Genomic DNA, 24086 nt, shown 5'->3' with positions numbered 1-24086 from the left:
TAGGAGCATGCCATGAACCGCCGTCGTTTCCTGCTTGCCGGCAGTACCCTGGGGGCCGTGGCCCTGTCCGCCGGCACCGTCTCGGCCGCAACCTGCGAAGGAGACGGCACCCCGGCCCAGTTCGCCCCCAGAACCCCAAAAGACCCAAACCCGTTGGAGAACGAGTTCGATAAATATCCCAAATGCCCGTATTGCGGCATGGACCGCAAAAAATGGCATTTCTCGCGCCATCTCATCCACTACAACGACGATCTGGTGGACGGCACCTGTTCATTGCATTGTGCGGCGGTCGGCATCTCGCTCAATCTGGTGCGTGGACCAAAGGCCATCTATGCCCCCGACAACGGTTCCGGCGAAGCGATCAAGCCGCTGACCGACGCGCAGATTGCCACCTATGTCATCGGCGGCGATCACAAGGCGGTGATGACCGGCATCGCCAAGACGTCGTTCGCATCCAGAATCGCCGCCGAAGCGGCGAAAGGCGACGGCGAGTTGACCGATTTCGACGGCGCCTTGAAACTGGCCTATTCCGGCATGTGGGACGACATGCGGATGATGCGGCGCAAGCGCGAGGAATACCTGCGGCGCAAAGCCCAACAAACCCCGTCATGACCGGTTCGAGGGAAAATCCCCCCAGAAATCGCCAAGATTGACTAGGATACTCCCTGTCTACAGGGAGAAAACCTTGGTCGCGAAAAAACTCACACGCTGGGTGGACATTTCCGCTGTCCTTGTGTTGGCCGCATTGTCCGCTGCCCCCGTTGCCGCGAACCCGGCAACGGGTGGCCGATGCCCGGCTGGCGGCGACGCCATCACCCTGAGCGTGGATGTCGAGGGCGTTCGCAGCGCCAAGGGAACCGTCACCATCTCGATCTACGGCGACCGTCCCGAAGATTTCCTGGCGAAAGGAAAGAAGCTGGGGAAAGTGCGCCTTCCCGCCGAAAGCGGAACCGTTCACGGATGCCTGTCCCTGCCCCATCCGGGCGTCTACGCCTTCACCGCCTATCACGACGAAAACGAAGACCGCCGTTTTTCCCGGAATTTCCTGGGATTGCCGTCAGAGGGATTCGCCGTGTCGAATGGCAATGCCTCGTTGCTGGGCATTCCATCTTTCCGGGAATCCGCCGTCACCATCAACGGCAGCAATGCGCGCATTACATTGATGATGCAGTATCCGTAGTACAACGCCTTGTAAAATCCTCAAAAAAAGAGGCAGATATCCCTTGTGAGCTTCCGGTTCCAGAATGGAAACGTACAGCCGGAAAACCTGAACGTTTACGAGTAGCGCCATGGCCCGCAGGACAAAGGCTGAATCAGAAGAAACGAGGAAGAGGCTTCTTGACGCTGCCGAATTATTATTCAGCAAAAGAGGGGTAACAAACACATCCCTGGCCGACATCGCCGCCGCCGCTGGAGTAACGCGCGGCGCCATTTATTGGCATTTCAAGAACAAGGTAGACCTGTTCGAGGCAATGCATGCCAGGGTTCGCCTGTCAGTGGATGAGATAGAGTCGGAAGCATTGTCCGCAACGGACCCGTTGACTGGGCTTCGCGATTATTGGACACATTCACTGTTGCGGGTCGCTCATGACGAGCAACACCGTCGCGTGATCGACATATTATTTCGCAAGTGCGAATACGTCGATGAATACCAAACCGCGTCAATCCGCATCAGCGAATGGAGCGGTGAAATCATCCATGCGATGACCGGCATCTACACCCGTGCCGCGGAAAAAGGCGCCCTGACCCCCCGCTTCACCCCCCAAGCCGCTGCCCGCGCCACCTTCAGCATGGTCACCGGCATCGTCTTCAGTTGGCTGGCAGTGCCGCAGCTTTATTCGGATGACGACGAGATCGTCGCCACCGTCGACATTTTCTTCGACGCCCTCAAGCCGTAAGCGGAACCGTCAACCGGCCCCCGCCAATTGTTCGATTTTCTTGCGCAACAAGCCGTTCAGTTCGTCCAGACCGCCATGGCGCAACACCGTTTGGTATTCTGAACGATAGGTCAGCACCATGCTGGTTCCTTCGGCCTTGATGTCGAGAAGACGGTAGCCCTCACCCTCGCCGCGCAAACGCCACTCCACATTCAATGGCTGATTGCCGCTCCCGTCGATCTGAGACGAGACAAGCACATCGCCGTTCCCAATCGGCGTGGCCGCGCCGAAACGCATGCCGCCCCCGGTGTAGTCCTGGAACCGTCTGGCCCAGGTCACCACCAGCATGTCCTCGAACAACCGACGGAATTCCTGCTGCTGTTCCGCGGTGGCGGTCCGGCCGTAACGCCCCAGGACCTGCCGACAGATTTCATCCATGCCAAACACCCGTTGCAGAATCGCACGGAAATTCTGTTGGCGTTCGCCATGGCTCAGGCCGGGGGCCGTGACCTCGGCCAACACCTCCTTACTCACGCCATCAAGAAACGCCACGGCCCCGTCCTGGGCAGCGGCGGTTCCCACCATGAAGGACAACGCAGCCGTCGCGCCGACCACCCAGCGCCAAATCCCGGCTTTCCCCAAAAAAAACATAGCTGCCCCCGTTTATCAAAAGGTATCACCAGACATGGTTCTGCTATACATTCATGAGTGTATGTTGTAAAGAAGTCGTCATCGTGGCGCGTTTTGACGCCACCCGCCAAACGGAGAGATGTCAGTGAGCAGGAAGGCGATCATCCTCAGCGCCGGCCAAGGAAAGCGTTTACTGCCGTTCACGGCGCAGCGCCCCAAGTGTCTGCTGCCGCTGGGGGGGCGTACCGTACTGGAATGGCAGATAGCCGCACTGGCCGCCAATGGCGTTGAAGAAGTGGTGGTTGTCACCGGTTTCGAGGCTCAGGCGGTGGAAACCGTCATCCGGGCTCGGGCCGACGACGGCATCCTGGTGCGACCTCTGCACAATCCCTTTTTTGAGGTGGCCGACAACATCGGCAGTTGCTTCGTGGCCCGCCACGAGATGATGGACGGCGACTTCGTTTTGTTGAACGGCGACACCCTGTTCCACCCCAGCCTGTTCGCCGAAGCCAAAACCCAGGTCGACGCCCCCATCGTGGTGACCGTCGACCACAAGGAACGCTACGATTCCGACGACATGAAGGTGCAGTTGGACGGGCGGCGGCTGGTTGCCATCGGCAAGACCTTGACCGAGGAACAATCCCACGCCGAATCCATTGGCATGCTGTTCTTTTCCGACGATGGCGGACGGATTTTCGCCGACGCCCTGGAACAGACCATCCGACGCGAGGGGGGCCTGAAGCGCTGGTATCTCAGCGTCATCGACGAATTGGCCGGACAGGCGACGGTTCACACCGCCAACATCCAGGGCCGCGAATGGTGCGAGGTGGACTTCCCCAAGGATTTGCCCGCCGCCGAACGTTTGGGGACAAGAATGTGGCGCGAACAGGTCGGAGCTCCCGAAGACGGGGCTGCACTGTGCTCGCGGGCGCCATAGGAAACGCCCGCCCGCATGGATGACGCCCCCCGCCCTCTTCCCTCTTCTTCCGTCGGCAACGGAGTCATGCGCCGCCTGCTGTCCAATCTTGGCCTGTTGATCGGCGGCAAGTCGGTCAGCGGTCTTCTGGGACTGGGCTATCTGGCGCTGACGGTGCGGACGCTTGGGATCGAGACTTTCGGCGTTTTGGTCATCATCCACACCATGGTTGAAATCGCCAGAAACGTGGTCAAGTTCCAAAGCTGGCAACCGATCCTGCGCTACGGCACCCCCGCCTTGCATGCCGGTCGCCTGGACGACTTGCGCCGACTGGTGCTGTTCAGCGGCTGGCTGGACATCAGCAGCGCGATTGTCGGCGCACTCGGAACTGCCGCCGCGTTGTGGTTCTTTGGCTCGGCCATGGGCCTGCCGGCCGAAAGCGTTCCGGCGGCGATGCTTTATGCCGGTTCGTTGCTGTTCATGATCACCTCGACGCCGATCGGCTTGCTGCGCCTGTTCGACCGTTTCAAGCTGGCGGTGCTCGAAGACAATGTCGAGGCGTTGGTGCGGTTGCTGGGCGGGGCTGTTTTCTTCGTGGTCGGCGGCGATCTGAACGCCTTCCTCGCCCTCTGGGCGTTGTCGACGGTGGCCGGCGCCATGACCAGCATCGTCCTGGCATGGCGCGAGGCCCGTCTTCATGGTTTGTCGCTGCGGTCTTCTGGAACGGACAAACGTTCGCTGACCGACGGTTTCGACGGCATCTGGCGTTTCGTGCTCAGCACCAACGCCAACTCGTCCCTGGCGCTGCTGACCAACCAGTTGGCGACCTTGACCGTCGGGGTACTGATCGGGGCGCCACAGGCGGCATTGTTCCGCATCGCCCGCCAAGTGGCCGAGGCCGCCGCCAAGCCGGTCAAGTTGATGACGACCGCCATCTACCCGGAATTCGCCCGCTTCGCGACCCTGAACCGTCTGGATGCCCTGTGGGGATTTCTTGGCCGCACGCTACGCTTGTCCGGGATCGGCGCTGGCCTTTGCGCCCTGGTCCTTTATGTGGCCGGGCCATGGATTTTGACGTTGATCGGCGGGGCCGAGGTGGTTGCCGCGTTTAATGCCATGTTGCTGTTGGGATTGGCTGCGTTGATCGGGGTCGGGACCTTCGCCCTCGAGCCGGCGTTGATTTCCATTGGCGAAGCGTCAACGGCCCTGCGCATCCGCGTGGCCGCCACCGTATTGTATTTGCCGTCGCTGGTGGTGCTGGTGCCGCTGGCCGGAATCGAGGGTGCGGGCGTGGCCGCGGTCATCGCGGCGACCGCCATTGCCCTGATGCAGTCGCTCTCGGTACTGTCCCGCCTTCGGGCGCGGATGGTGCCGTGTGCCAGCGTTGACTGAAGCGCGAGAGGGAAAAGTGTCTTTGGCCGTTGAACAATGCTCCGCCGAACCTTGCAACATCGCTGCCTTGTCGGCGACGCCCACATCAAGCGGCCTCCCGTTGCGCTTTTCGGATTTCACCACCCTGGTTGACGCGCTGGATTATGCCGCGGACGGCAACAGCGGCATGAACTTCTACTCCGGCCGGCTGGAGTTGACGGAACGCCTGCCTTATCGCGACCTGCGCGACCGTGCCATCGTCTTGGCCCGCATCCTGTTGGGCCAGGGATTGCGACCGGGCGACCGTGTCGCCCTGATCGCCGAAACCGGGGCAGACTTCATCGTCGCTTTCGCCGCCTGCCAATACGCCCGCCTGCTGCCGGCGCCGGTCCCGCTGCCCCCCACTTTTGGTGGCCGCGATGCCTATTGCACGCTGCTGCGCCAGATGGTGTCGGGAGCCCGTGCCGTCGCCTTGCTGGCTCCGACCTGGCTTGAGGACTGGTTGGCGGAAGCGTTGGACGGGCTGGGGCTCAAGTTCCACGGCAGCGTCGCCCAATTGCAGAAACTGCCCGAAGCCGCCGTCACCCTGGCCCCGCCACGGCCCGACGACATCGCCTACCTGCAATTTTCGTCGGGCAGCACCCGCACCCCGACCGGCATCGCCATCACCCACCGGGCGCTGATGACCAACGCCGGTGCGATGATCGGAACCGGTCTGGCCGTGCGCCCCGGCGACCGCGCCATTTCCTGGCTGCCGTTCTATCACGACATGGGGCTGGTCGGCTTCGCCCTGGCCCCGTTGATCGGCCAATTGTCGGTGGATTATCTGGCCACCCGCGACTTCGCGCGCCGTCCCCTGGGCTGGCTGTCGCTGATGGACCAGAACGGCGCCACCATTTCCTACAGCCCCAGCTTCGGCTACGAATTGTGCGCACGCCGTGCCTCTAACGCCCTGCCTCAGGGATTGGACCTGTCGCGTTGGCGGGCCGCCGGGATCGGCGGCGACATGATCCGCCCCCATGTCCTGAACGAATTCGCCGACATTTTCGCCCCGGCCGGGTTCGACCGCCGCGCCTTCGTCCCCAGCTACGGCATGGCCGAAACCACCTTGGTGGTCAGCTTCGCCGAACTGGAGCGTGGGGTTGAAACCGACCGTGTCGATGTGGAAACCCTGGAGCACCAGGGCCGGGCCGAACCACCCGCCACCGATTCGAACGGCCGCAGCCGCGACTTCGTGATCTGCGGCCGGGTCATCCCCGGTCACGAATTGCAAATCCGCGACGAAGACGGAGCGGCACTGGCCGAGCGCGAGGTCGGCCGGGTGATGGTGCGTGGTCCCAGCCTGATGACCGGATACGACCACCGCCCGGACGAAACCGCGCGGGTGTTGGATGGCGAAGGCTGGCTGGATACCGGCGACCTGGGCTACCTGATCGGCGGGCAATTGGTGATCACCGGCCGGGCCAAGGATGTCATCATCGTCAACGGCCGCAACATCTGGCCGCACGACATCGAACACACCGTCGAGCAGTTGGACGGCCTGCGCACCGGTGACGCCGCCGCCTTCGCCGTCGACGACGACAAGGGGGAACGGGCGGTGGTGCTGGTCCAATGCCGTCCCAGCGACGATGGCATCCGCCGCTCCCTGATCCAGGCGGTGACGGCCGTGGTGTCCCAGGTGCACGGTATCGAACCACAGGTGGTCCTGGTCCCCAACAACGCCCTGCCGCAAACCTCGTCTGGCAAGCTCAGCCGGTCGTCGGCACGCGCCAGCTTCCTGTCGGGCGCCTTCGCTTCGGAAGGCGGCGCATGAGCCTTGGCCGCGTCGCCGTCACCGGCGGAACCGGTTTCATCGGCCCTTACATCGTTCGCGCCCTGAGAGAGGCCGGCTGGCAAGTCCGGTTGTTGGTTCGTCCGGGACGGCAGCGTGTTTTCGAACCCGAAATCGAGACGGTGGAGGGCGACCTTGCCGACGTCAACGCCCTGACCCGTCTGCTTGACGGTGCCGATGTGCTTGTTCATGCGGCAGGGGCCATCAAGGGCCGCTCGCGCCGAGATTTCCTGACCGCCAACCGTGACGGCGCCCACCTTCTGGCGGTGTTGGCCGCACGCCGCCCTCGCCCGCCCCGAGTGGTGATGCTGTCGTCCCTGGCCGCCCGCGAACCAGCCCTTTCCGACTACGCCTTCAGCAAGGCGGCCGGCGAAGAGGCGTTCCACGAACAAGGACTGAGCGAACTGGCGATCCTGCGCCCGGCGGCGGTTTACGGCCCTGGCGACCGCGAAACCGGATCATGGCTGCGCGCCGCCTGGGGGCCGGTGTTGCCGGTCCCGGACCGTCCGTCGGCGCGACTGTGTCTGATCCATGCCGCCGACGTTGCCGCGGCCGTCATCGCCCTGTGTCCTCACGGCACCCCTTCCGGCACATTCGAACTCAGCGACCAACGCGCCGACGGCTACACGTGGCGCGAACTGGCGGAAACCGCCCGCGCCTGTGCCGGTGGAAACGGACGTATCGTCGCCGTGCCTCCGTTATTTTTGTGCGGCGCAGCGCGAATGATATCCATTCTTAATTTTCTTGGCATCCCCCCGGCCATGTTGACTTCCGGCAAAGCTCGGGAAATTCTGCACCCCGACTGGAGCAGCTCTTCCACCCGCCAGCCGCCGTCTTCCTTGTGGAAGCCGGTGTGGACGTTGCGGGACGGATTGACGCAAACCATTGAAACCTTGCGGCCGGCAACGGCCACCACAGCCCAGGCATAGGGAAAACCAATGGCGGATTTCCAGGAAATCGTCGAACACATCATCGGTCACTTGCGCAAGGTGGTCCCCCCAGGCACCGAAATTGCCGCCGAATCGCGGATTGTCGGCGACTTGGGACTTGATTCCTTGGTAGTGATGAACTTCGTCATGGCGCTCGAAGATGATTTCGATGTGTCGCTGACCATGGACAGTTTGGCCAAAGTCGAAACCGTGGGCGACCTGGCCCGCACCCTGGAGGCGCTGACCAAGCGATGAGCATCCTCGACAAGTTCGCGCCCCTGGGGCAAAGCTATGCCCAATTGCGGGAATTGGGGGCCGATCCGTTCGCGGTGACCTTTGATTCCATGCGTTCCCCGGTCGAGGCCACCATCGATGGCCGCCCGGTCCTGGTCTTCGGCAGCAACAACTATCTTGGCCTGACATTCGACCCCCGGATGGTCGAGTCCGGCATCGAGGCGCTGCGGACCTATGGCGCCGGCACCACCGGCTCGCGCATCGCCAACGGCACCTATCTCGGTCACACCAGCCTGGAACACAAGCTGGCCGAATTCTTCGGCCGCCGTTCGGCCATGGTGTTCACCACCGGCTATCAGGCCAATCTGGCCATGATCTCGACCCTGGCCGGACGCGACGACGTGCTTTTGCTCGACGCCGACAGCCACGCCAGCATCTATGACGGCAGCCGCCTGTCCGCCGCCCAGGTAATCCGCTTCCGCCACAACGACCCCGACGATCTGGCCCGCCGCCTGCGCCGCCTCGAGGGACAGCCGGGCGACCGCCTGATCGTGGTCGAAGGCATCTACAGCATGTTGGGCGACCGCGCCCGCATGGCCGAGATCGCCCAGGTCAAGCGCGAGACCGGCGCCACCTTGCTGGTGGACGAGGCCCATTCCCTGGGCGTTCTGGGCGCCAACGGCCGCGGAGCCGCCGAGGAAGCCGGGGTCGAGGACGACGCCGACTTCGTCGTCGGAACCTTTTCGAAAAGCCTGGGCGGCATCGGCGGCTTCTGCGTGTCGAACCTGCCCGATTTCGACATTCTCCGGGTGTGCTGCCGTCCTTATATGTTCACCGCCTCGTTGCCGCCGTCGGTGGTCGCCACCGTGCAACGGGGATTGGAGCGGATGGTCGAACAACCCGAATTGCGCCAGACCCTGCACCGCAATGCCCACCGGCTGTATGACGGCCTAAGCGCGGCCGGCTTCATCCTGGGACCGGAGCCGGGACCGATCGTGTCGGTTCGCCTGCCCGACGTCGCGGTCGCCGCCACGTTCTGGACGGCGCTGCTTCAGGAAGGCGTTTACGTCAACCTGGCCTTGCCGCCGGCCACGCCGGATTCCCATCCGTTGCTCAGGACCAGCGTCACCGCCGCCCACACCGACGCCCAGGTGGACCGGGCCATCGCCACCCTGACCAAGATCGGCGCCGCTTTGGGCGTGCTGGAGACGAACAATGGCTGACGCCGCCTTTGGTGGCCTGATTGTCGGGCACAGCGACGTCCGGCTGTGGAGCATCACCGGCGAGGAGCGGTGCCGCCGTACCCTGACCAAGGCCGGCGCCGCCACCGTCGTCGCCGACATTGTGGCGACGGCGGACATGCCGTCCTGTTTGATGGCCCGCGCCGATTGGGTGATCGACCCGGCGCTGGTCGGTCTGTTGGCCAAGGGTCGCGGAACCGTGCTGACGACCCGTGTGGATGGCCGGCAGGTGCCGTTAGCCGCCCATGTGGCCGCCGCCGACATCGCCGCCACCGCCCAGGCCATCGCGACCGCCCAGCCCTGGCCCGACCATCTGGCGGTGATCGAACACGATCCGGCGGCGCCTTTCCTGTATCTGGCCATCCTGCGCAAACGGCTGAAGCCGGTGGTGATGGCGCTGACCGAGGACACGGTTGCCGAGGCCGAGCGCGCCACCTTTTCCGGTGCCTACAAAGGGGTCACCGATCTGGTGACCAAATATGTCTGGCCCGCCCCGGCCAGAGCCGTGACCCGCTGGTGCGCCGCCGCCGGGCTCAGCCCCAACGCCGTCACCCTGGCCAGTCTGGTGCTGGTGTTCGTCGCCATGGGATTGTTCGCCCAAGGCCACTTCCTGGCCGGATTGGCCGCCGCCTGGGTGATGACCTTCCTCGACACCGTGGACGGCAAGCTGGCCCGCGTCACCCTGACCTCGACCAAGTTCGGCAACGCCTTCGACCACGGCATCGACATGATCCATCCGCCATTCTGGTGGCTGGCGTGGCATTGGGGCTGCGTGGCGGCCGGCGCCGCCTATCCGTTCCCCGAACTGACCATCGCCGTGACCTTCGTCGGATACGTGGTGCTGCGGCTGCAAGAGGGCGCATTCATCCTGCGCCACGGCTTCCAGATGCATGTGTGGCGCCGTTTCGACAGCTTCTTCCGGCTGATCGTGGCTCGACGCAATCCCAACCTGATCGTGCTGAGCCTGTTCTCCCTGGCCGGCGAGCCGGGATGGGGACTGGCGGCGGTAGCCCTGTGGACGGTGGCCTCCATGGTGGTGCACACGGTGCAACTGGCCCAAGGCGAACTGACCCGCCGGAATGGCCCGCTGTCGTCGTGGCTGGCCGGACCATGACCACGGTGGCGCTGGTCTGCAACCCGTTCAGCGACGGCAACGGCGGCCTGGCCAGTCTGGCCGAGCACGCCGCCACGCTGCCGGGTGTGCTGGCCTGCGCCCCCACCACCCCGGATGATCTGGCCGAAGCGCTGAAGGGTTTCGCCAATGCCGGAATCGACGTCCTGGCGGTGGATGGCGGCGACGGCACCTTGCGCGAGGTGATGACGCTGCTGCCCGAGATTTTCGGAGACCACTGTCCGCCGCTGGCGCTGTTGCCGTCGGGCAAGACCAATCTGGCGGCCCGCGACGTCGGCTCGTTCGGGGGTGGCCGGTCGGGTTTGACCCGTCTCTTGGACATGGTGCGCGACGGATGGCGAGGCGCCCACTGGAGCGAACGCCAAGCCCTTGAGGTGACTTGGCCGGACCAGCCGCAACGCCGCTTGCGCGGCTTCCTGTTCGGTGCCGGGGCCTTTACCCACGCCACCCGCATGGCGGGAAGCTGGGCCCATGACCATGGTTTCCGCCAGCGATCGGCGGTGGCGATCGGCGTGGCGCGGGTGTTGTGGGAAGCCCTGCGCGGCAGCAAGATGCTGGCCGACCCCATGGTCGAATACGCCCCCGACGGTGCCGACGCCACACCCGCCGCGCCTCGATTCCTGATGCTGGCGACCACCGCGCGCACGCTGATGCTGGGGCTGTGGCCGTTTCCGCCGCCGGCTGACGGACCGGCGCTCAACTGGCTGGGCGTCGCCCATCCGCCACGCCGTCTGCCGCTGGCTCTGTGGAAAGCGTGGCGCGGCACCCTGCCCGATCCCGCCCTGGGGATCGAAGGCGGACGCTGCCGCCGGCTCGACCTGCGGCTTGGCGGCGACTTCGTCGTCGATGGCGAGGTATACCAGACCGGCCCCGCCGGCATCGCCTTGCGGGCCGGCCCCACCTTCCGTTTCGTCGCGGGGTAGCCCCATGTCGGCCCCGCCCCCTTCGCTGTTGCTGCGGGAGCATGTGGTTGGCGACGACGTCCGCCGCATGGCCCAGGACATCGCCGACCGTCATGGCGACACGGTGGCGGCGATCCTGTTCTATGGGTCGTGCCTGCGCGACGAAAGCGGCGCGGGCATCCTTGACTTCTATGTGCTGGTGGACGACTACCGCGCGTTCCATGGTCATCCGGGGGCGGCGCTGGCCAACGCCCTGGTCCCGCCCTCCGTCGGCTTCGTTCCGGGGGGACAAAGCCGCTTCCTGGGCGCCAAGGTGGCGGTGATCGCACGGACCCAATTCACCGGCCGGCTTACCCGCGACGCCCTCGACACCACTTTGTGGGCACGATTCTGCCAGCCGGTCGCCCTGGCCTATTGCCGCGATCATGAATGTGCCGCCTGGGTGGAACGGACATTGTCACGGGCCGCGGCGACGGCCATGGATTGGGCTATCCGCCTGGGCCCCGTCGAAGGCCGGGCCGAGGATTTCTGGACCGCGCTGTTCCGCCACACCTACGCCGCCGAATTGCGGGTCGAGGGCGGCGGGCGAGCGGGGCAGATCTATGGCTTCGCCCCGCGGGAATTCGACGACGCTTTCGCCCGGCTGTCGCCGCCCGAGGTCGAGGCCTTGGCCGATGGCCGCTACCGCGTCCATCTGGACGAAAGCGAAAGACGCCATGCCCAGGCCCGCTGGCGACGGCGGCGGGTGACCGGCAAGGCGTTGAATGTGCTGCGCCTGTGCAAGGCGCTGTTCACCTTCGACGGCGGTGTCGATTACATCGTCGGCAAATTGGAACGCCATTCCGGCCAAACCATCGAATTGCGCCCGTGGCAACGCCGCCATCCACTGCTGGCGGCACCCGGAATGGTGTGGTCGCTTTATCGGCGCGGGGTCATCCGATGAATACCATCTCCGTCACCGCCATCGACCCCAGCCACGACCTGGACACCTTTTTACGTGTGCCGTTCCAGGTTTACGGCACCCTGCCCCATTGGGTGCCGCCGCTGTGGATGGAACGCCGCGCCAGCTTGGCCCCCGGCGCCACGCCCTATACCCGGCGCGCCCGCATGCACTGGTGGATCGCCACCCAGGGCGAGAAGGTGGTGGGACGGATTTCCGCCCATGTCGATCCCCTGGCCCTGGAACGCGAGCCGGGTATCGGCCACATGGGGTTGCTGGCGGCGGTGGAGGACCCGGCCGTGGTCGCGGCCCTGACGACAGCGGCCGAGAATTGGCTGCGGGCACAGGGTATGACCCGCGTCCGCGGCCCGCTGGATCTGCACATCAACCAGGAAAGCGGATTGCTGGTGGACGGCTTCGACACGCCGCCCATGATGATGATGCCGCACAACCCGCCCGGCCTGGGCGCGGCGCTGGAAGCCGCCGGCTACGCCAAGGCCATGGACCTGCTGGCCTATCGCGGCGACCCCCGCCAATCTTTCCCGGAATCCGTGCGCCGGCTGATGGATCGCCCCTTGCCGCCCGGCCTCGTGGTGCGGCCGGCCCGTCTGGGATCGTCTTATGACGACGAAGTGCGGACCATGGTGGACATCTTCAACGACGCCTGGAGCGCCAATTGGGGCTTCGTCCCCTTCGAGCCGGAAGAGGTGGCGTTGCTGGGCCGCGAATTGCGGCCGCTGATCGAAAAGCGGCTGGTGTGGTTCGCCGAGACAGACGGCCAAGCCGTGGCCTTCCTGGTGTGTCTGCCCAACGTGAACGAGGCGGTCGCCGACCTTGACGGCCGGTTGCTGCCGTTCGGCTGGGCCAAGCTGTTGTGGCGGCTCAAGGGGCGGGGCTTGCGCACCGCCCGCGTGCCGCTGATGGGCGTGCGCAAGGCGATGTCGGCAAGCCTGGCCGGCAGCATGCTGCCGTTCCACCTGATCGCCGCGTTGTGGCCCGAGGTTCTGGCACGCAAGATGGAAGCGGTCGAATTGTCCTGGGTCCTGGAAAACAACAAACCCATGCGCGCCCTGGCGGAAATGTTGTGCGGACCGGCATACAAGACCTATCGCCTGTACGAGAAGGCCCTGGCATGACCCGCCTCCCTCCGCAAATCCTGATCCTGGCCGGCAGCCGCGGCGGCGCCGACCCGGTGGCGCAGATGGCCGGGGTCGAGCGCAAGGCCTTCGCCCCGGTGGCGGGAACACCCATGCTGGAACGGGTGGTCGAGGCGTTGCGCGCCGCGTTGCCCGAGGCGTCGCTGACCATCGCCATGGACCCGCCCGATTCGCCGCAATCGCGGATGATCGTCGACCGGCTGAGCCAGGGCGGCAACCTGACCATCATGCCCCCGGCGGAATCGCCCGCCCGCACCGTAAGGGCGGCATTGCCGGCCGATGGCGGGCCGATACTGATCGCCACCGCCGACCACGCCCTGTTGACCCCGGCCATGGTGCGCCATTTCCTGGCCACCGCCCCCGAAGACGGCAACGCCGCCGTGGCGGTGGCGACCAAGACCACCATCGCCGCCGCCTATCCCGACACCCGCCGCACCTATTGGCGCTTCGCCGATTGTCAGGTCAGCGGCTGCAACCTGTTCCTGCTGAGCGGCGAAGGCGCCGCTTCGGTGGTGGAGTTCTGGGCGGCATTGGAACGCGACCGCAAGCGGCCATGGGCGATGATCCGCCGGCTTGGTCCGCTGACCCTGGTGCGGTTCGCGCTTGGGCTGCTGCGCCTGGATCAGGCCCTCAAGCGGATGGGACGGCGGACCGGCACCCGGTTGGCCGCCGTGGACATGCCGTTCGCCGAAGCCGCCATGGACGTGGACCGGCCGTCCGACCTGACGCTGGCCGAACGCATCTTGGCCGAACGCATCCTGGCCGAACGCCTTTCCCAGGAGCGGGCGGCATGCTGATCGACCGCTACCTGCTGGCGGAAACCTGGCGCCGTCTGGGCATCGCCCTGGCCGTCGTGCTGGCGTCGCTGGTGCTGGAGCGTATCTTACGGCTGTTCGACATCGTCAGCCTGCATGGCGGACCGGTGACCATGGTGTGGGAAATGGCGCTTTATCTGGTGCCCCACTATCTGGGTCTGGCGTTGCCGGCCGGTTTCTTCCTCAGCGTCTTTCTTCAGGTGACACGGCTGGGCGACGACAACGAATTCGACGCCTTGTTGAGCTGCGGCATATCGCCCGCCCGTTTCGCCGTGCCGTTCGTCGCCTCCGCGCTGGTGCTGGTGGCGATCAGCGTCGCCCTGTTCGGCTATGCCCAGCCCTATGGCCGCTACGCCTATCGCGCCGTCTATTATCTGGCGACCAACGTGCCCTGGGGGGCGCGGGTGCCGGAATACGCCTTTTCCACAATCGGCAAGAATACGGTGGTGACCGCCGACCGGGTAACCGATTTCGGCAACACCCTGGAAAAGGTGTTCGTCCACCAATGGCGCGACGGCCGCGAGATCATCACCACCGCCGCCCGTGGCGAACTGGATTTCGACGCCGGCCGCTCGCGTTTCGGACTGCGCCTTTATGACGGCGTCCAGGCGTTCGTCGGCGCCGGCGGCCAAACCTCGTTCAACCATTTCGACACGCTGGAGATGGACCGCAGCTTCGCCGCGACCTTGCCCGAGTTCCGGCCGCGCGGCAACGACGTGCGCGAATACAGTCTGGACGAATTGCTGGACGGCGCCACCACCCCCACGCCGCCCCTGCCCCGTTCGGAAATCCTGGCGGAACTGCACGGCCGTCTGGTGCGGGCGATGTCGCTGGTCTTTCTGCCGTTCCTCGCCATTCCCATGGCGCTGGCGGCCAAGCGGCAACGGCGCGGCATCGGCATCGTGTTCGGCGCCGTGGTGTTGCTGGTGTTCCATTACGTCCTGCAAACCCTGGAAGGACTGGCCGATTCCGGCCGTCTTCCGGTGCTCACCCTGTGGGGTGCGACGGCGATCTTCGCCGCCTTCAGCCTGAGCCTGTTCTGGCGGGCCCAGCGGCGCCCCGGCGAAAACCCGCTGGATCGCGTCTTCTCCCTCATGGAGGACGTGGCGATCGCCGTTCGTATCCTGATCCGGCGAAGCAAGGGGGTGCGGCCATGACGCTGACCCTTTACCTGTCGCGCGTGGTCGCCACCCGCATCGCCGCCGTCCTGGCGTCGTTGACCGCGCTGGTGCTGCTGATCGAGATGCTCGAGGCGATCCGCCGTGTGCTGGGCGACACCCGTGGCATGGATGTGGTCCTGACCTATCTGGCGCTGCGCCTGCCGCTGGCCGTGGACCGGCTGTTTCCGTTGGCGGTACTGATCGGCAGCGCCCTGGCCTTCGGCACCCTGGCGCGCAGCAACGAAATGGTGATCCTGCGTTCGGCCGGACTGTCGCCGTTGCGCTTTCTGCGCTCGCTGTGGCCGGTGATCCTGGTGTGCGGCACCGTCAACTATCTGTTCGAGGACCATGTGGCCCCGGCCTCGGAGCGTTCCTTCGCCCTGTGGTGGCAAGACACCGTGCGCAAGGATGACGACGACGCCGACAAGAACCGTGCGCAATGGCTGCGCGTCGGCAACCGGATCGTATCCATCGGCCGGATCGACGAGGACGGAAAGAGCCTGGACACCGTCACCCGCTACGACCGCGACGCCGACGGCCGGCTGACGGCGGTGTCGCGGGCCAAATCCGCCCGTTTCGAAGACGGCAAATGGCACCTTGAGCACGACAAGGTCACTCTTGCCGAAGGCGGCAAGGCGGCTCCGCGACTGGTCTGGAGCGATGGCCCCAGCGTGGACAACATCCGTCAACTGACACTGTCGCTGTCGCGCATGTCGAGCGCCCAGGCGCAACAAGTCCTGGACGGCCGGTGGAGCGGCAAGGACAGCGCCGCCCATTATCGCGTCGTCGTCCATCGGGGATATGCCGCCGCTACCGTTCCCCTGGTGATGCTGCTGCTGGCGGTTCCGGCCCTGCACGGGCTTCGCCGCTCGGGCAACCTGATCTACGGCATGGCCAGCAGCCTGGGGCTGGGGCTGGCCTTCCTGGTGGTCAACGGCCTGTTCCTGTCCATGGGCGAGGCCGCCGCCATCCCGGCGGTCCTGGCGGTATGGAGCGCGCCGCTGTCCTTCATCCTGTTGGGACTGGCCGCCTGGGTGCATTTCGAAGAAGGGCGCTGACGGCAAGTCCCCAGCAAAAAACCCCGCCGTTGCCGGCGGGGTCAGTTTGCGTTCCGAGGGGTTTATTGCTTTTTGTGAGCGGCGTTCCAGGTTTCGTTCAGTTCGCGTTCGGCCTCGAACGCACCCTTGGGCAGCTTGTGGGCCACGCCCTTGTGGCAATCGATGCAGGTCTTGCCTTCATCGATGGCTTCGTCATGGCGGATCTGGGCCCGCTTTTGCTGACGCGACAGGTCGAAAGACGAGAAGCTGTGGCAGTTGCGGCACTCGCGGGAATCGGTTTCCTTCATCCGCTTCCATTCGTTCATGGCCAGGCTCAGGCGCTTTTCCTCGAACTTCTCGCGGGTGTCGATGGTGCCCAGAATCTTGTGCAACACCTCGTTCGACGCCTGCACCTTGCGCTTGATCTTGTAGAACCACGGACGCGGCACATGGCAGTCGGGACAGGTGGCGCGCACGCCCGAGCGGTTGCTGTCGTGGATGGTGCCGCGATATTCGCGATAGACGTTTTGTTCCATCTCGTGGCACGACAGACAGAACGTCTCGGTATTGGTCAGTTCCAGGACGGTGTTGAAGCCGCCCCAGAAGACGATGCCGGCACCGAAACCGACCACCAGCAGCGCGCCCAGCGACCACCGGCCGGCCGGCTTGCGCAAGGTTGCCCACAACCGGCACAGGAACCCCGGCGTGGCCGCCTGGGCGGATTCGTTGTCGTTGTTCATGACCGAAATCCTTTCAGGGCCGTCAGCGGTTGATGGCAGCGGGCTGGAACTTGTTTTCCACCAGCGGCTTGGCGTCGACCTGGGAGACGTGGCACTGGGTGCAGACGTAACGGTTGCCGTTCACCGTGTCCTGGCGCACACCATTGCGGTCGAGATAGTGCAGGTCCGAAATTTTCGGCGCCTTCTCCTGGTCGGAATACGGCCATTCATGGCAACGCAGACATTGGTTGACCTTGAGGTCGATCTCGTATTTGTCGGTGGTGTGCGGCACCAGCGGCGGCTGTTGGCGATAGGCGCGTTCCAGCTTGACGCCGTCCTGGACCCGGAAGGTCTCGGGTGCCTTGTCGGGTGTGTTGACAGCCGCCCCGCGCAGACCCTTGAGGTCCTCGGCCGAGACGGATGCGCTCCCCATGCCGAGACCAAGGGCCAGGCCCAAGGCGACGGCGACAGCCATGATCTTGCTTTTCACAGCACTCACTCCCCTTGCAGAACGTCGTCGGTTGCGGCCGGAACCCGGTTGTGGAAACGGGTGCCGAACCGAAAAACTTGTTTTGAGCAAACGTCGATGCAGCGGCCGCAATTGGTGCACGCGCCGGCGTCGATGACCGGTCCGATGCCCTTGTCCTCGCCTCGCAGCGCCGGTGCGATCACCTGGCGTTCGGGGCAGACCGCGAAACATTCCATGCAATTGTCGCAGGCAGCACGGCCATCGGCGCGCACCCGCAGGATCGCCACCCGCCCCAACAGGCCGTAAAAGGCCCCCACCGGGCACAGATGGCCGCACCAGCCGTTGGCCGCCACGCCAAGGTCGAACAGCAGCACCGCCGCCGCCGCCACCAGCGCGGCCCCGCCGCCCAGCACCGAGCCCATCACCAGACCGCGATGCAGCATGGTCACCGGGTTGACGAATTCCCAGACGATGGCCCCGGTCACGGCCGATCCCACCGCCACGCCCGCCAACAGCCAGAACCGAAGCCGGCGGTCCAGCGTCAGGCTTTCCTTGAGGCCAAGGCGGCCGCGCAGCCACAGGGCGAAATCGGAGACAAGGTTGACCGGGCAGACCCAGGAACAGAACACCCGGCCGCCGACCACCACATAAAAGGCCAGAACGATGGCCGCCCCCACCAAGGCGGTGCTTTCCAGCATGTGGCCGGCCAGCAAGGCTTGCATCGCCATCATGGGATCGGTCAACGGCAGCACGCCGAGCGTCAGGCTGGAGGCCAAGGTTCCCTTGACGATCCACACGCCCATCAGCGGCCCGGACAGGAACAGGGCCAGGAAGGTCAATTGCGCGGCACGGCGGGCCAACAGCCATTTGTGCGCGGACAGCCACCCCGTCTGGGCGGCCTTGGAGGCGCCGGGGATCATGGCTTGAACTCCTTGAAGCCACCATTGGGCGTGCGCTGGGAACTGGGCAGGCCCTGCTCCATGCCGCGAATGGGCAGTTGCAGGTTGTCGTCGATCAGCGCGCGTCCGGCCTTTTCCTTTTCCTTCCACCCCAGCCGATAATGCTTGCCCAACTGGCCCACCGCCTGGGCATGGGGCAGCACCTTGATGGCCGCCTCGTCCAGCACACAGGCCTTTTCGCATTTGCCGCAGCCGGTGCATTTGTCGGTGTGAACCACCGGCAACAGGATGGCGTGCTTGCCGGTGCGTTCGTTGTGGTGGGTCTCGAGCGAGATCGCCTGGTTGGACAACGGACAGACGCGGTAGCAGACGTCGCAACGCAGCCCGAGGTAATTCAGGCAGGTCTCGTGCCCGACCAGCACCGCCACCCCCATCTTCGCCTGGGTGATGTCGGTCAGCGACTTGTCGAGCGCTCCGGTGGGACAGGCGACCACACAGGGAATGTGCTCGCACATCTCGCACGGCACGTCGCGTCCATGAAAGAACGGCGTTCCCACCGGCACGCCGTCACCGGGCTCGGCCAGTTTCAACGTGCCGTAGGGACAGTCGCGCACGCACAGGCCGCAGCGCACGCACGCCGACAGGAACTCGCCTTCGTCGATGGCACCGGGCGGACGCAGGGCGACCGCCTCGGCCCGTCGCCGGGCAGGAACACTCAGCAACAGAGCCAGAACCCCCGCCCCGCAGGCGGCGCGAAGCCCCTGTGTGAGCAGGCCGCGCCGGTCCATGTTCGCTTTGCCGTCAGCCATGATCGAGCCTCCGGGACGGGCCGCCGCGCTTGGCGGCGGCCCCGGCCCTTACGCCTTTTCCACCTTGACCGCGCACTTCTTGAAGTCGGTCTCTTTCGAGATCGGACAGGTGGCGTCCAAGGTGAGCTTGTTGACCAGGATGGATTCGTCGAAGAACGGCACGAACACCAGCCCCTCGGGCGGCCGGTTGCGGCCACGGGTGTCGATGCGGGTCTGGATTTCGCCGCGCCGGCTCTTGAGCTTGACCACGTCGCCGTTGCGCAAACCCCGCTTCTTGGCGTCGTTGGGGTGCATGTAGCACAACGCCGCCGGCACAGCCTTGTGCAGTTCGGGCACACGCCTGGTCATCGACCCGGAATGCCAATGTTCCAGCACACGGCCGGTGCACAGCCACAAATCGTATTCACCATCCGGCATCTCGGCCGGGTCCTGGTACGGCAAGGCGATGATGAAGGCGCGGCCGTCGGGGCGGCCATAGAACCGCACGCCCTCGCCTTGCTTGACGTAAGGATCGAACCCCTCGCGGTAACGCCACAGGGTTTCCTTGTTGTCGACCACCGGCCACCGCAGGCCACGTGCCTTGTGGTAAAGGTCGAACGGGCCAAGGTCATGGGCATGGCCGCGGCCGAAGCTGGCGTATTCCTCGAACAGCCCCTTTTGCACATAGAAGCCAAAGGCCTCGGATTCGTCGTTCTCGAACCCCTGTTGCGTCTCGGACAGCGGGAACTTGTCCACCGCACCGTTACGATAGAGTACGTCGAACATGGTCTTGCCCTTGTATTGGGGCGCCTTGTCCAACAATTCGGCCGGCCAGACCTCCTCCATCTTGAAGCGCTTGGCGAACTCCATCAGTTGCCACAGGTCCGAACGGGCTTCGCCCGGCGCCTTGACCTGCTGGCGCCAGAACTGGGTGCGGCGTTCGGCGTTGCCGTAGGCGCCTTCCTTCTCCATCCACATGGCGGTGGGCAGGATCAGGTCGCCCGACAACGCGGTGACGGTCGGATAGGGATCGGACACCACCACGAAGGCCTCGGGGTTGCGGTAGCCCGGATACCCCTCCTCGTTCATGTTGGGCGCCGTCTGCATGTTGTTGGTGCATTGGACCCAATAGGCGTTGAGCTTGCCGTCCTTCAGCATGCGGTTCTGCAACACCGCGTGATAACCGGGCTTGGGATTGATGGTGCCCGCCGGCAGCTTCCATATCTGCTCGGCCATCTGGCGATGCTTTTCGTTCATCACCACCATGTCGGCGGGCAGACGGTGAGCGAAGGTGCCGACCTCACGCGCGGTACCGCAGGCCGAGGGCTGGCCGGTCAGCGAGAACGGGCCGCAGCCGGGCTCGGAAATCTTTCCGACCAGCAGATGCACGTTGTAGATCATGTTGTTGACCCACGTTCCGCGCGTATGCTGGTTGAAGCCCATGGTCCAGAACGACACCACCTTCTTCTTGGGGTCGGCGTAAAGCTTGGCCATGGCGATCAGCTTGTCCTCGGGCACGCCGGACAGCTTGGACACCTTTTCGACGGTGTAGTCGGCGACGAAGGCCTTGAACTCCTCGAAAGTGAAGTTCTCCATCTTGTTGGGATCGCCCTTGCCCTCGCCGTAGCCGTTGTTGCCCGCAATCTTTTCCAAGGGATGAGTCGGACGCAGGCCATAACCGATGTCGGTGACGCCTTTCTTGAAGGTCACGCATTTGTCGACGAACGCCTTGTTCACGGCGCCGTTCTGAATGATGTAGTTGCAGACGAAGTTCAGGATGGCCAGGTCGGTCTGGGGCGTGAACACCATGGGGATGTCCGCCAGATCGAACGACTTGTGCTCGTAGGTGGACAAGATGGCCACCTGGGCGCCCTCGTGGGTCAGGCGGCGGTCGGTGATGCGCGACCACAGGATCGGATGCATCTCGGCCATGTTGCTGCCCCACAGCACGAAGGCGTCGGCCATCTCGATGTCGTCGTAACAGCCCATGGGCTCGTCCATGTTGAACGTGCGCATGAAGCCGGTGACGGCGGACGCCATGCAGTGCCGGGCGTTGGGGTCAAGGTTGTTGGAGCGGAATCCGGCCTTCATCAGCTTGGCCGCCGCATAGCCCTCCCAAATAGTCCATTGGCCGGAACCGAACATGCCGACGCGGGTGACGCCGTCGGGCTTTTTCAGTTGCTCCTTCCACTTCTCGGCCATGATGTCGAAGGCTTGATCCCACGAGATCGGCGCGAATTCGCCGTTCTTGTCGAACTTGCCGTTCGTCATGCGCAACAGCGGCTGAGTCAGCCGGTCCTGGCCGTACATGATCTTGGACAGGAAATAGCCCTTGATGCAGTTCAGACCGCGGTTGACCGGAGCATCCGGGTCGCCCTGGGTCGCCACCACGCGCCCGTCCTGGACGCCGACCAGGACGCCGCAGCCGGTCCCGCAGAACCGGCACACGCCCTTGTCCCAGCGGATGTTGTTGGGCTTCATGGTCTGCGCCGCCGCCGGCACAGCCATGCCTGCCGCGGCCGCGGTGGCGGCGACGGCCTGGGCCTTGATGAAGTCGCGGCGGGTCAAGCTCATGGAACGATCTCCCCTTCCTGCACGGAATCGAAATGGTGGTAGGCCAGGGCGACGGACAGCACGCCCGGCATTTGGATGAATCCCTCGATGGTGGGGCCGGCCAGGGTCTGGGCGGTGTCCTCGACGGTGACGATCAACTTGCCGTCGTCGCCGGTGACGTGGACCTCGACCCCCGGCAGTTCCCCAAGACGCCGGGCCACCCCAAGACGTTCAGCCGGGCGGGCATGCACCAGCACGCCGCAGATGTTGTCGGGGCGGTTCACGGGGCGGCCGCTTTCGGCGCTCGCGAAACGGTTCACGCGCATGCCTGTTCCTCCGAAGACGACGAAGCCGGCACCAGCCGAAGGGCGCCGACCGGACAAACGGCAAGGCAGTCGCCGCAACCGGTACAGGTCGCGGCATCGATGACGGGAAGGGCTCGGCCGCCCAGCAGCGGCCGCAGCTTCAGCGCACGCGGTTCGCACGGATCGGCGCAGGTGCCGCACGCGACGCCGCGCGCCGCCAGACACACGCCCCCCACCGCCGCCACCAGGGCAACGCCCTGGTGCGTCACCGGTACGGAGACGCGCTCGGATACGGAAAGAAAGGCGCGGCGGGACAAGTTCCCCGACATGGATCTGCCTCTTGGCACGGCCGGTCCGACCATTCGGAACCGCCGTGAGGCAAGACTGCGCCCCATGATCGTGGGGGTTACTTGATTTTGGTCAACAAGACCCTAGAAAATAAATGGGTAATCGCAGCAGGGTTGTCGGAAATGACATTTCAGACATAAGTGAAGTCGGCGTTACTGGCGACTTCAAGAATGGTGGAGAACACCAACCGCCAGCATTTGCTCGAACTGGTCGGCGGGAACAGGGCGGGAATAATAATAGCCCTGAACGGTGTCGCAGCCGTTCTCGCGCAGGAAAGTGACGTGGTTTTCCACCTCGGCGCCCTCGGCCACCACCTCGAGGTTCAGGCCGCGCGACAGACCGATGATGGCCCGCGCGATCTCGGCGGTCTTGGGATTGGTGTCCACGTCGGAAATGAAGGCGCGGTCGATCTTGAGCGTGGTGATGGGAAAGCGCCCAAGATAGCTGAGGGACGAATAGCCGGTGCCGAAATCGTCGATGGACAGGCCGAGGCCCAGGTCCCGCAGCGCGGTCATCTTGCGCACCGCCGCCTCGACGTCGTTCATCAGCATGCTTTCGGTGATCTCGAGTTCCAGCCAACGCGGGTCGAGACCGGTTTCGGCCAAAATGCCCGTCACCATCTCCAACAACGTGCGTGAACGGAACTGACGGGGCGAAACGTTGACCGACACCTTGACCGGCATCAGCCCATCCTCTTGCCACCCCTTGGTCTGTTGGCACGAACGGCGCAGCACCCAGGCGCCGATGGGTTCGATCAGGCCGGTTTCCTCGGCCACCGGGATGAATTCGCCCGGCGACACCAGTCCTTTGTCGGGATCGAGCCAACGCACCAGCGCCTCGGCGCCGACGATGCGGCTGTCGGCGGCCCGGACCTTGGGTTGATAGAAGACGGCGAATTCCTCGTTCGCCAACGCCCGGCGCAACCGCGCCTCAAGGTCCAGACGGCTGCGGGCCTTGGCGTTCATGTCCTTGGAAAAGAACTGGTACTGGTTACGCCCCGACACCTTGGCATGATGCAAGGCGTTTTCCGCCTGCTTGACCAGGGCCACGGCGTTGCCCGCGTCCTGGGGATAGATGCCGATGCCGATGGAGAAGGTGACCACCACTTCCTGGTCATTGATGACGAACGGCTCGCGCACGGCGCGCAACACCTTTTCCGCCACGATGACGCTGTCGTCGATGCCGGCCATGGTCATGACCAGGGCGAACTTGTCGCCCTCGATCCGTACCGCCGTGTCGGTTTCGCGGATGCATTGCCTGAGCCGGCGCGCCACCTCGACCAGCAAACGGTCGCCGGCACCGTGCCCCAAGGCGTCGTTGATCACCCCGAAACGATCCAGCCCCATCAGCAGCAACGCCACCGACCCGCCCGAGCGGTTGACCCCCAGCACCGCCTGATTGACGCGGTCATGGAAAATGTCGCGATTGGGAAGCCCGGTCAGTTCGTCATGACCGAAGCGGCGGCTGTCCTCGCCGGCCGAAGGGCGCAACAGGCCCAGATAATGGGTGGGGAAAACGCCGTCGCCGTTGACCGCGCTGACGGTGACATCGAACAGACGGTCAGCCCCGTCACCACAGCGCAACGGCCCGTGCCAGCGACCGCCATCGCTGGAATCCATGGCGCGCAACAGATGCTCGCGCGCCAGTGCGGCATCCTTGCCCTCGCCGGCCAGAAACGCGGCGGCGGCATGGCCGGTGGCCTGTTCGAACGCCTTGTTGACCCGCACGAGGCGACGGTCGGCATCCACCAATACCACGGCGTCGCGGATGTTTTCCAAGATGACGTCGAGGATCGCCTGGTGATCGTTCATATTCTCCCCTCTTGCGGCCATT

25 protein-coding genes are annotated in these 24086 nt (G+C 64.9%); 16 read left to right on the top strand and 9 right to left on the bottom strand.

Going from position 1 to position 24086, the window contains the following annotated elements; translation table 11 throughout:
- The first annotated feature begins 12 nt into the window (after positions 1–12).
- The 3 genes from G4223_RS16815 (at position 13) to G4223_RS16805 (ending at position 1898) form a co-directional block, all read left to right on the top strand.
- On the top strand, positions 13–612 hold the full coding sequence (locus tag G4223_RS16815; protein ID WP_163682143.1) for a nitrous oxide reductase accessory protein NosL: 600 nt from the start codon (positions 13–15) through the stop codon (positions 610–612).
- A gap of 73 nt (positions 613–685) precedes the next feature.
- Entirely contained in the window at positions 686–1180 is a 495-nt protein-coding gene (locus G4223_RS16810) for a DUF2141 domain-containing protein (protein WP_163682141.1), read from the top strand.
- 109 nt (positions 1181–1289) lie between these two features.
- Positions 1290–1898: a TetR family transcriptional regulator gene (locus G4223_RS16805; protein ID WP_163682138.1), complete on the top strand. Its 609-nt coding sequence runs from the start codon at positions 1290–1292 to the stop codon at positions 1896–1898.
- Positions 1899–1907: 9 nt separating this feature from the next.
- Here G4223_RS16805 and G4223_RS16800 read toward each other — a convergent pair whose 3' ends face one another.
- Positions 1908–2492, bottom strand: a complete 585-nt coding sequence (locus G4223_RS16800) for an ABC transporter substrate-binding protein (protein ID WP_163682136.1) — start codon at positions 2490–2492, stop codon at positions 1908–1910.
- A gap of 160 nt (positions 2493–2652) precedes the next feature.
- Here G4223_RS16800 and G4223_RS16795 point away from each other — a divergent pair, with 160 nt between their 5' ends.
- The 13 genes from G4223_RS16795 (at position 2653) to G4223_RS16735 (ending at position 16193) form a co-directional block, all read left to right on the top strand.
- Entirely contained in the window at positions 2653–3444 is a 792-nt protein-coding gene (locus G4223_RS16795; RefSeq protein WP_338086909.1) for a phosphocholine cytidylyltransferase family protein, read from the top strand.
- A 66-nt stretch (positions 3445–3510) separates the two neighbouring features.
- On the top strand, positions 3511–4815 hold the full coding sequence (locus G4223_RS16790) for a lipopolysaccharide biosynthesis protein (RefSeq protein WP_163682133.1): 1305 nt from the start codon (positions 3511–3513) through the stop codon (positions 4813–4815).
- Positions 4816–4831: 16 nt separating this feature from the next.
- Positions 4832–6607 carry a fatty acyl-AMP ligase gene (locus G4223_RS16785; protein WP_338086908.1) on the top strand — a complete coding sequence of 592 codons (1776 nt, stop codon included), beginning with the start codon at positions 4832–4834 and terminating at the stop codon, positions 6605–6607.
- Positions 6604–7554 (top strand): NAD-dependent epimerase/dehydratase family protein, encoded by a 951-nt coding sequence (locus G4223_RS16780; protein ID WP_163682129.1) that lies wholly within the window; start codon positions 6604–6606, stop codon positions 7552–7554. Before G4223_RS16785 ends, G4223_RS16780 begins: the two co-directional genes overlap by 4 nt.
- 9 nt (positions 7555–7563) lie before the next feature.
- Complete coding sequence (locus G4223_RS16775) at positions 7564–7809, top strand: acyl carrier protein (protein ID WP_163682127.1); 246 nt, start codon at positions 7564–7566, stop codon at positions 7807–7809.
- Entirely contained in the window at positions 7806–9011 is a 1206-nt protein-coding gene (gene spt, locus G4223_RS16770) for a serine palmitoyltransferase (RefSeq protein WP_163682124.1), read from the top strand. The genes G4223_RS16775 and spt overlap by 4 nt, the downstream gene beginning before the upstream one ends.
- Positions 9004–10143: a CDP-alcohol phosphatidyltransferase family protein gene (locus G4223_RS16765; protein ID WP_163682122.1), complete on the top strand. Its 1140-nt coding sequence runs from the start codon at positions 9004–9006 to the stop codon at positions 10141–10143. The genes spt and G4223_RS16765 overlap by 8 nt, the downstream gene beginning before the upstream one ends.
- Entirely contained in the window at positions 10125–11084 is a 960-nt protein-coding gene (locus G4223_RS16760) for a diacylglycerol kinase family protein (protein WP_163682120.1), read from the top strand. Before G4223_RS16765 ends, G4223_RS16760 begins: the two co-directional genes overlap by 19 nt.
- 4 nt (positions 11085–11088) lie before the next feature.
- Entirely contained in the window at positions 11089–12006 is a 918-nt protein-coding gene (locus tag G4223_RS16755) for a hypothetical protein (RefSeq protein WP_163682119.1), read from the top strand.
- Positions 12003–13139: a dATP pyrophosphohydrolase gene (locus G4223_RS16750; protein WP_163682117.1), complete on the top strand. Its 1137-nt coding sequence runs from the start codon at positions 12003–12005 to the stop codon at positions 13137–13139. Before G4223_RS16755 ends, G4223_RS16750 begins: the two co-directional genes overlap by 4 nt.
- The gene (locus G4223_RS16745; protein ID WP_163682114.1) at positions 13136–13957 is read left to right on the top strand and encodes a nucleotidyltransferase family protein; all 822 of its coding nucleotides are present in this window, start codon (positions 13136–13138) and stop codon (positions 13955–13957) included. Before G4223_RS16750 ends, G4223_RS16745 begins: the two co-directional genes overlap by 4 nt.
- Positions 13951–15132 carry an LptF/LptG family permease gene (locus tag G4223_RS16740; RefSeq protein ID WP_163682112.1) on the top strand — a complete coding sequence of 394 codons (1182 nt, stop codon included), beginning with the start codon at positions 13951–13953 and terminating at the stop codon, positions 15130–15132. The genes G4223_RS16745 and G4223_RS16740 overlap by 7 nt, the downstream gene beginning before the upstream one ends.
- Positions 15129–16193: an LptF/LptG family permease gene (locus G4223_RS16735; protein ID WP_163682111.1), complete on the top strand. Its 1065-nt coding sequence runs from the start codon at positions 15129–15131 to the stop codon at positions 16191–16193. Before G4223_RS16740 ends, G4223_RS16735 begins: the two co-directional genes overlap by 4 nt.
- A 62-nt stretch (positions 16194–16255) precedes the next feature.
- Here the strand turns inward: G4223_RS16735 and G4223_RS16730 are convergent, their stop codons facing one another.
- The 8 genes from G4223_RS16730 to G4223_RS16695 form a co-directional block, all read right to left on the bottom strand.
- Positions 16256–16912 (bottom strand): NapC/NirT family cytochrome c, encoded by a 657-nt coding sequence (locus G4223_RS16730; RefSeq protein WP_163682108.1) that lies wholly within the window; start codon positions 16910–16912, stop codon positions 16256–16258.
- 22 nt (positions 16913–16934) lie between these two features.
- Positions 16935–17381, bottom strand: coding sequence for a nitrate reductase cytochrome c-type subunit (locus tag G4223_RS16725; protein WP_163682107.1), 447 nt, complete (start codon positions 17379–17381; stop codon positions 16935–16937).
- A 5-nt stretch (positions 17382–17386) separates the two neighbouring features.
- Positions 17387–18280: a quinol dehydrogenase ferredoxin subunit NapH gene (napH, locus tag G4223_RS16720; protein WP_163682105.1), complete on the bottom strand. Its 894-nt coding sequence runs from the start codon at positions 18278–18280 to the stop codon at positions 17387–17389.
- Entirely contained in the window at positions 18277–19068 is a 792-nt protein-coding gene (gene napG / locus G4223_RS16715) for a ferredoxin-type protein NapG (protein WP_163682103.1), read from the bottom strand. The genes napH and napG overlap by 4 nt, the downstream gene beginning before the upstream one ends.
- Positions 19069–19116: 48 nt before the next feature.
- Complete coding sequence (gene napA / locus G4223_RS16710) at positions 19117–21621, bottom strand: nitrate reductase catalytic subunit NapA (RefSeq protein WP_163682101.1); 2505 nt, start codon at positions 21619–21621, stop codon at positions 19117–19119.
- Positions 21618–21920 (bottom strand): chaperone NapD, encoded by a 303-nt coding sequence (locus tag G4223_RS16705; RefSeq protein ID WP_163682099.1) that lies wholly within the window; start codon positions 21918–21920, stop codon positions 21618–21620. The genes napA and G4223_RS16705 overlap by 4 nt, the downstream gene beginning before the upstream one ends.
- The gene (locus tag G4223_RS16700) at positions 21917–22234 is read right to left on the bottom strand and encodes a 4Fe-4S dicluster domain-containing protein (RefSeq protein WP_163682097.1); all 318 of its coding nucleotides are present in this window, start codon (positions 22232–22234) and stop codon (positions 21917–21919) included. Before G4223_RS16700 ends, G4223_RS16705 begins: the two co-directional genes overlap by 4 nt.
- Positions 22235–22417: 183 nt before the next feature.
- Positions 22418–24064 (bottom strand): putative bifunctional diguanylate cyclase/phosphodiesterase, encoded by a 1647-nt coding sequence (locus G4223_RS16695; RefSeq protein WP_163682095.1) that lies wholly within the window; start codon positions 24062–24064, stop codon positions 22418–22420.
- Between the last annotated feature and the right edge of the window lie 22 nt (positions 24065–24086).

Source organism: Magnetospirillum aberrantis SpK, assembly GCF_011022235.1.
GTDB lineage: Bacteria > Pseudomonadota > Alphaproteobacteria > Rhodospirillales > Magnetospirillaceae > Magnetospirillum > Magnetospirillum aberrantis.
Note: the sequence above shows the minus strand (reverse complement) of the source record. Positions and strands in the feature narration are given on the sequence as shown.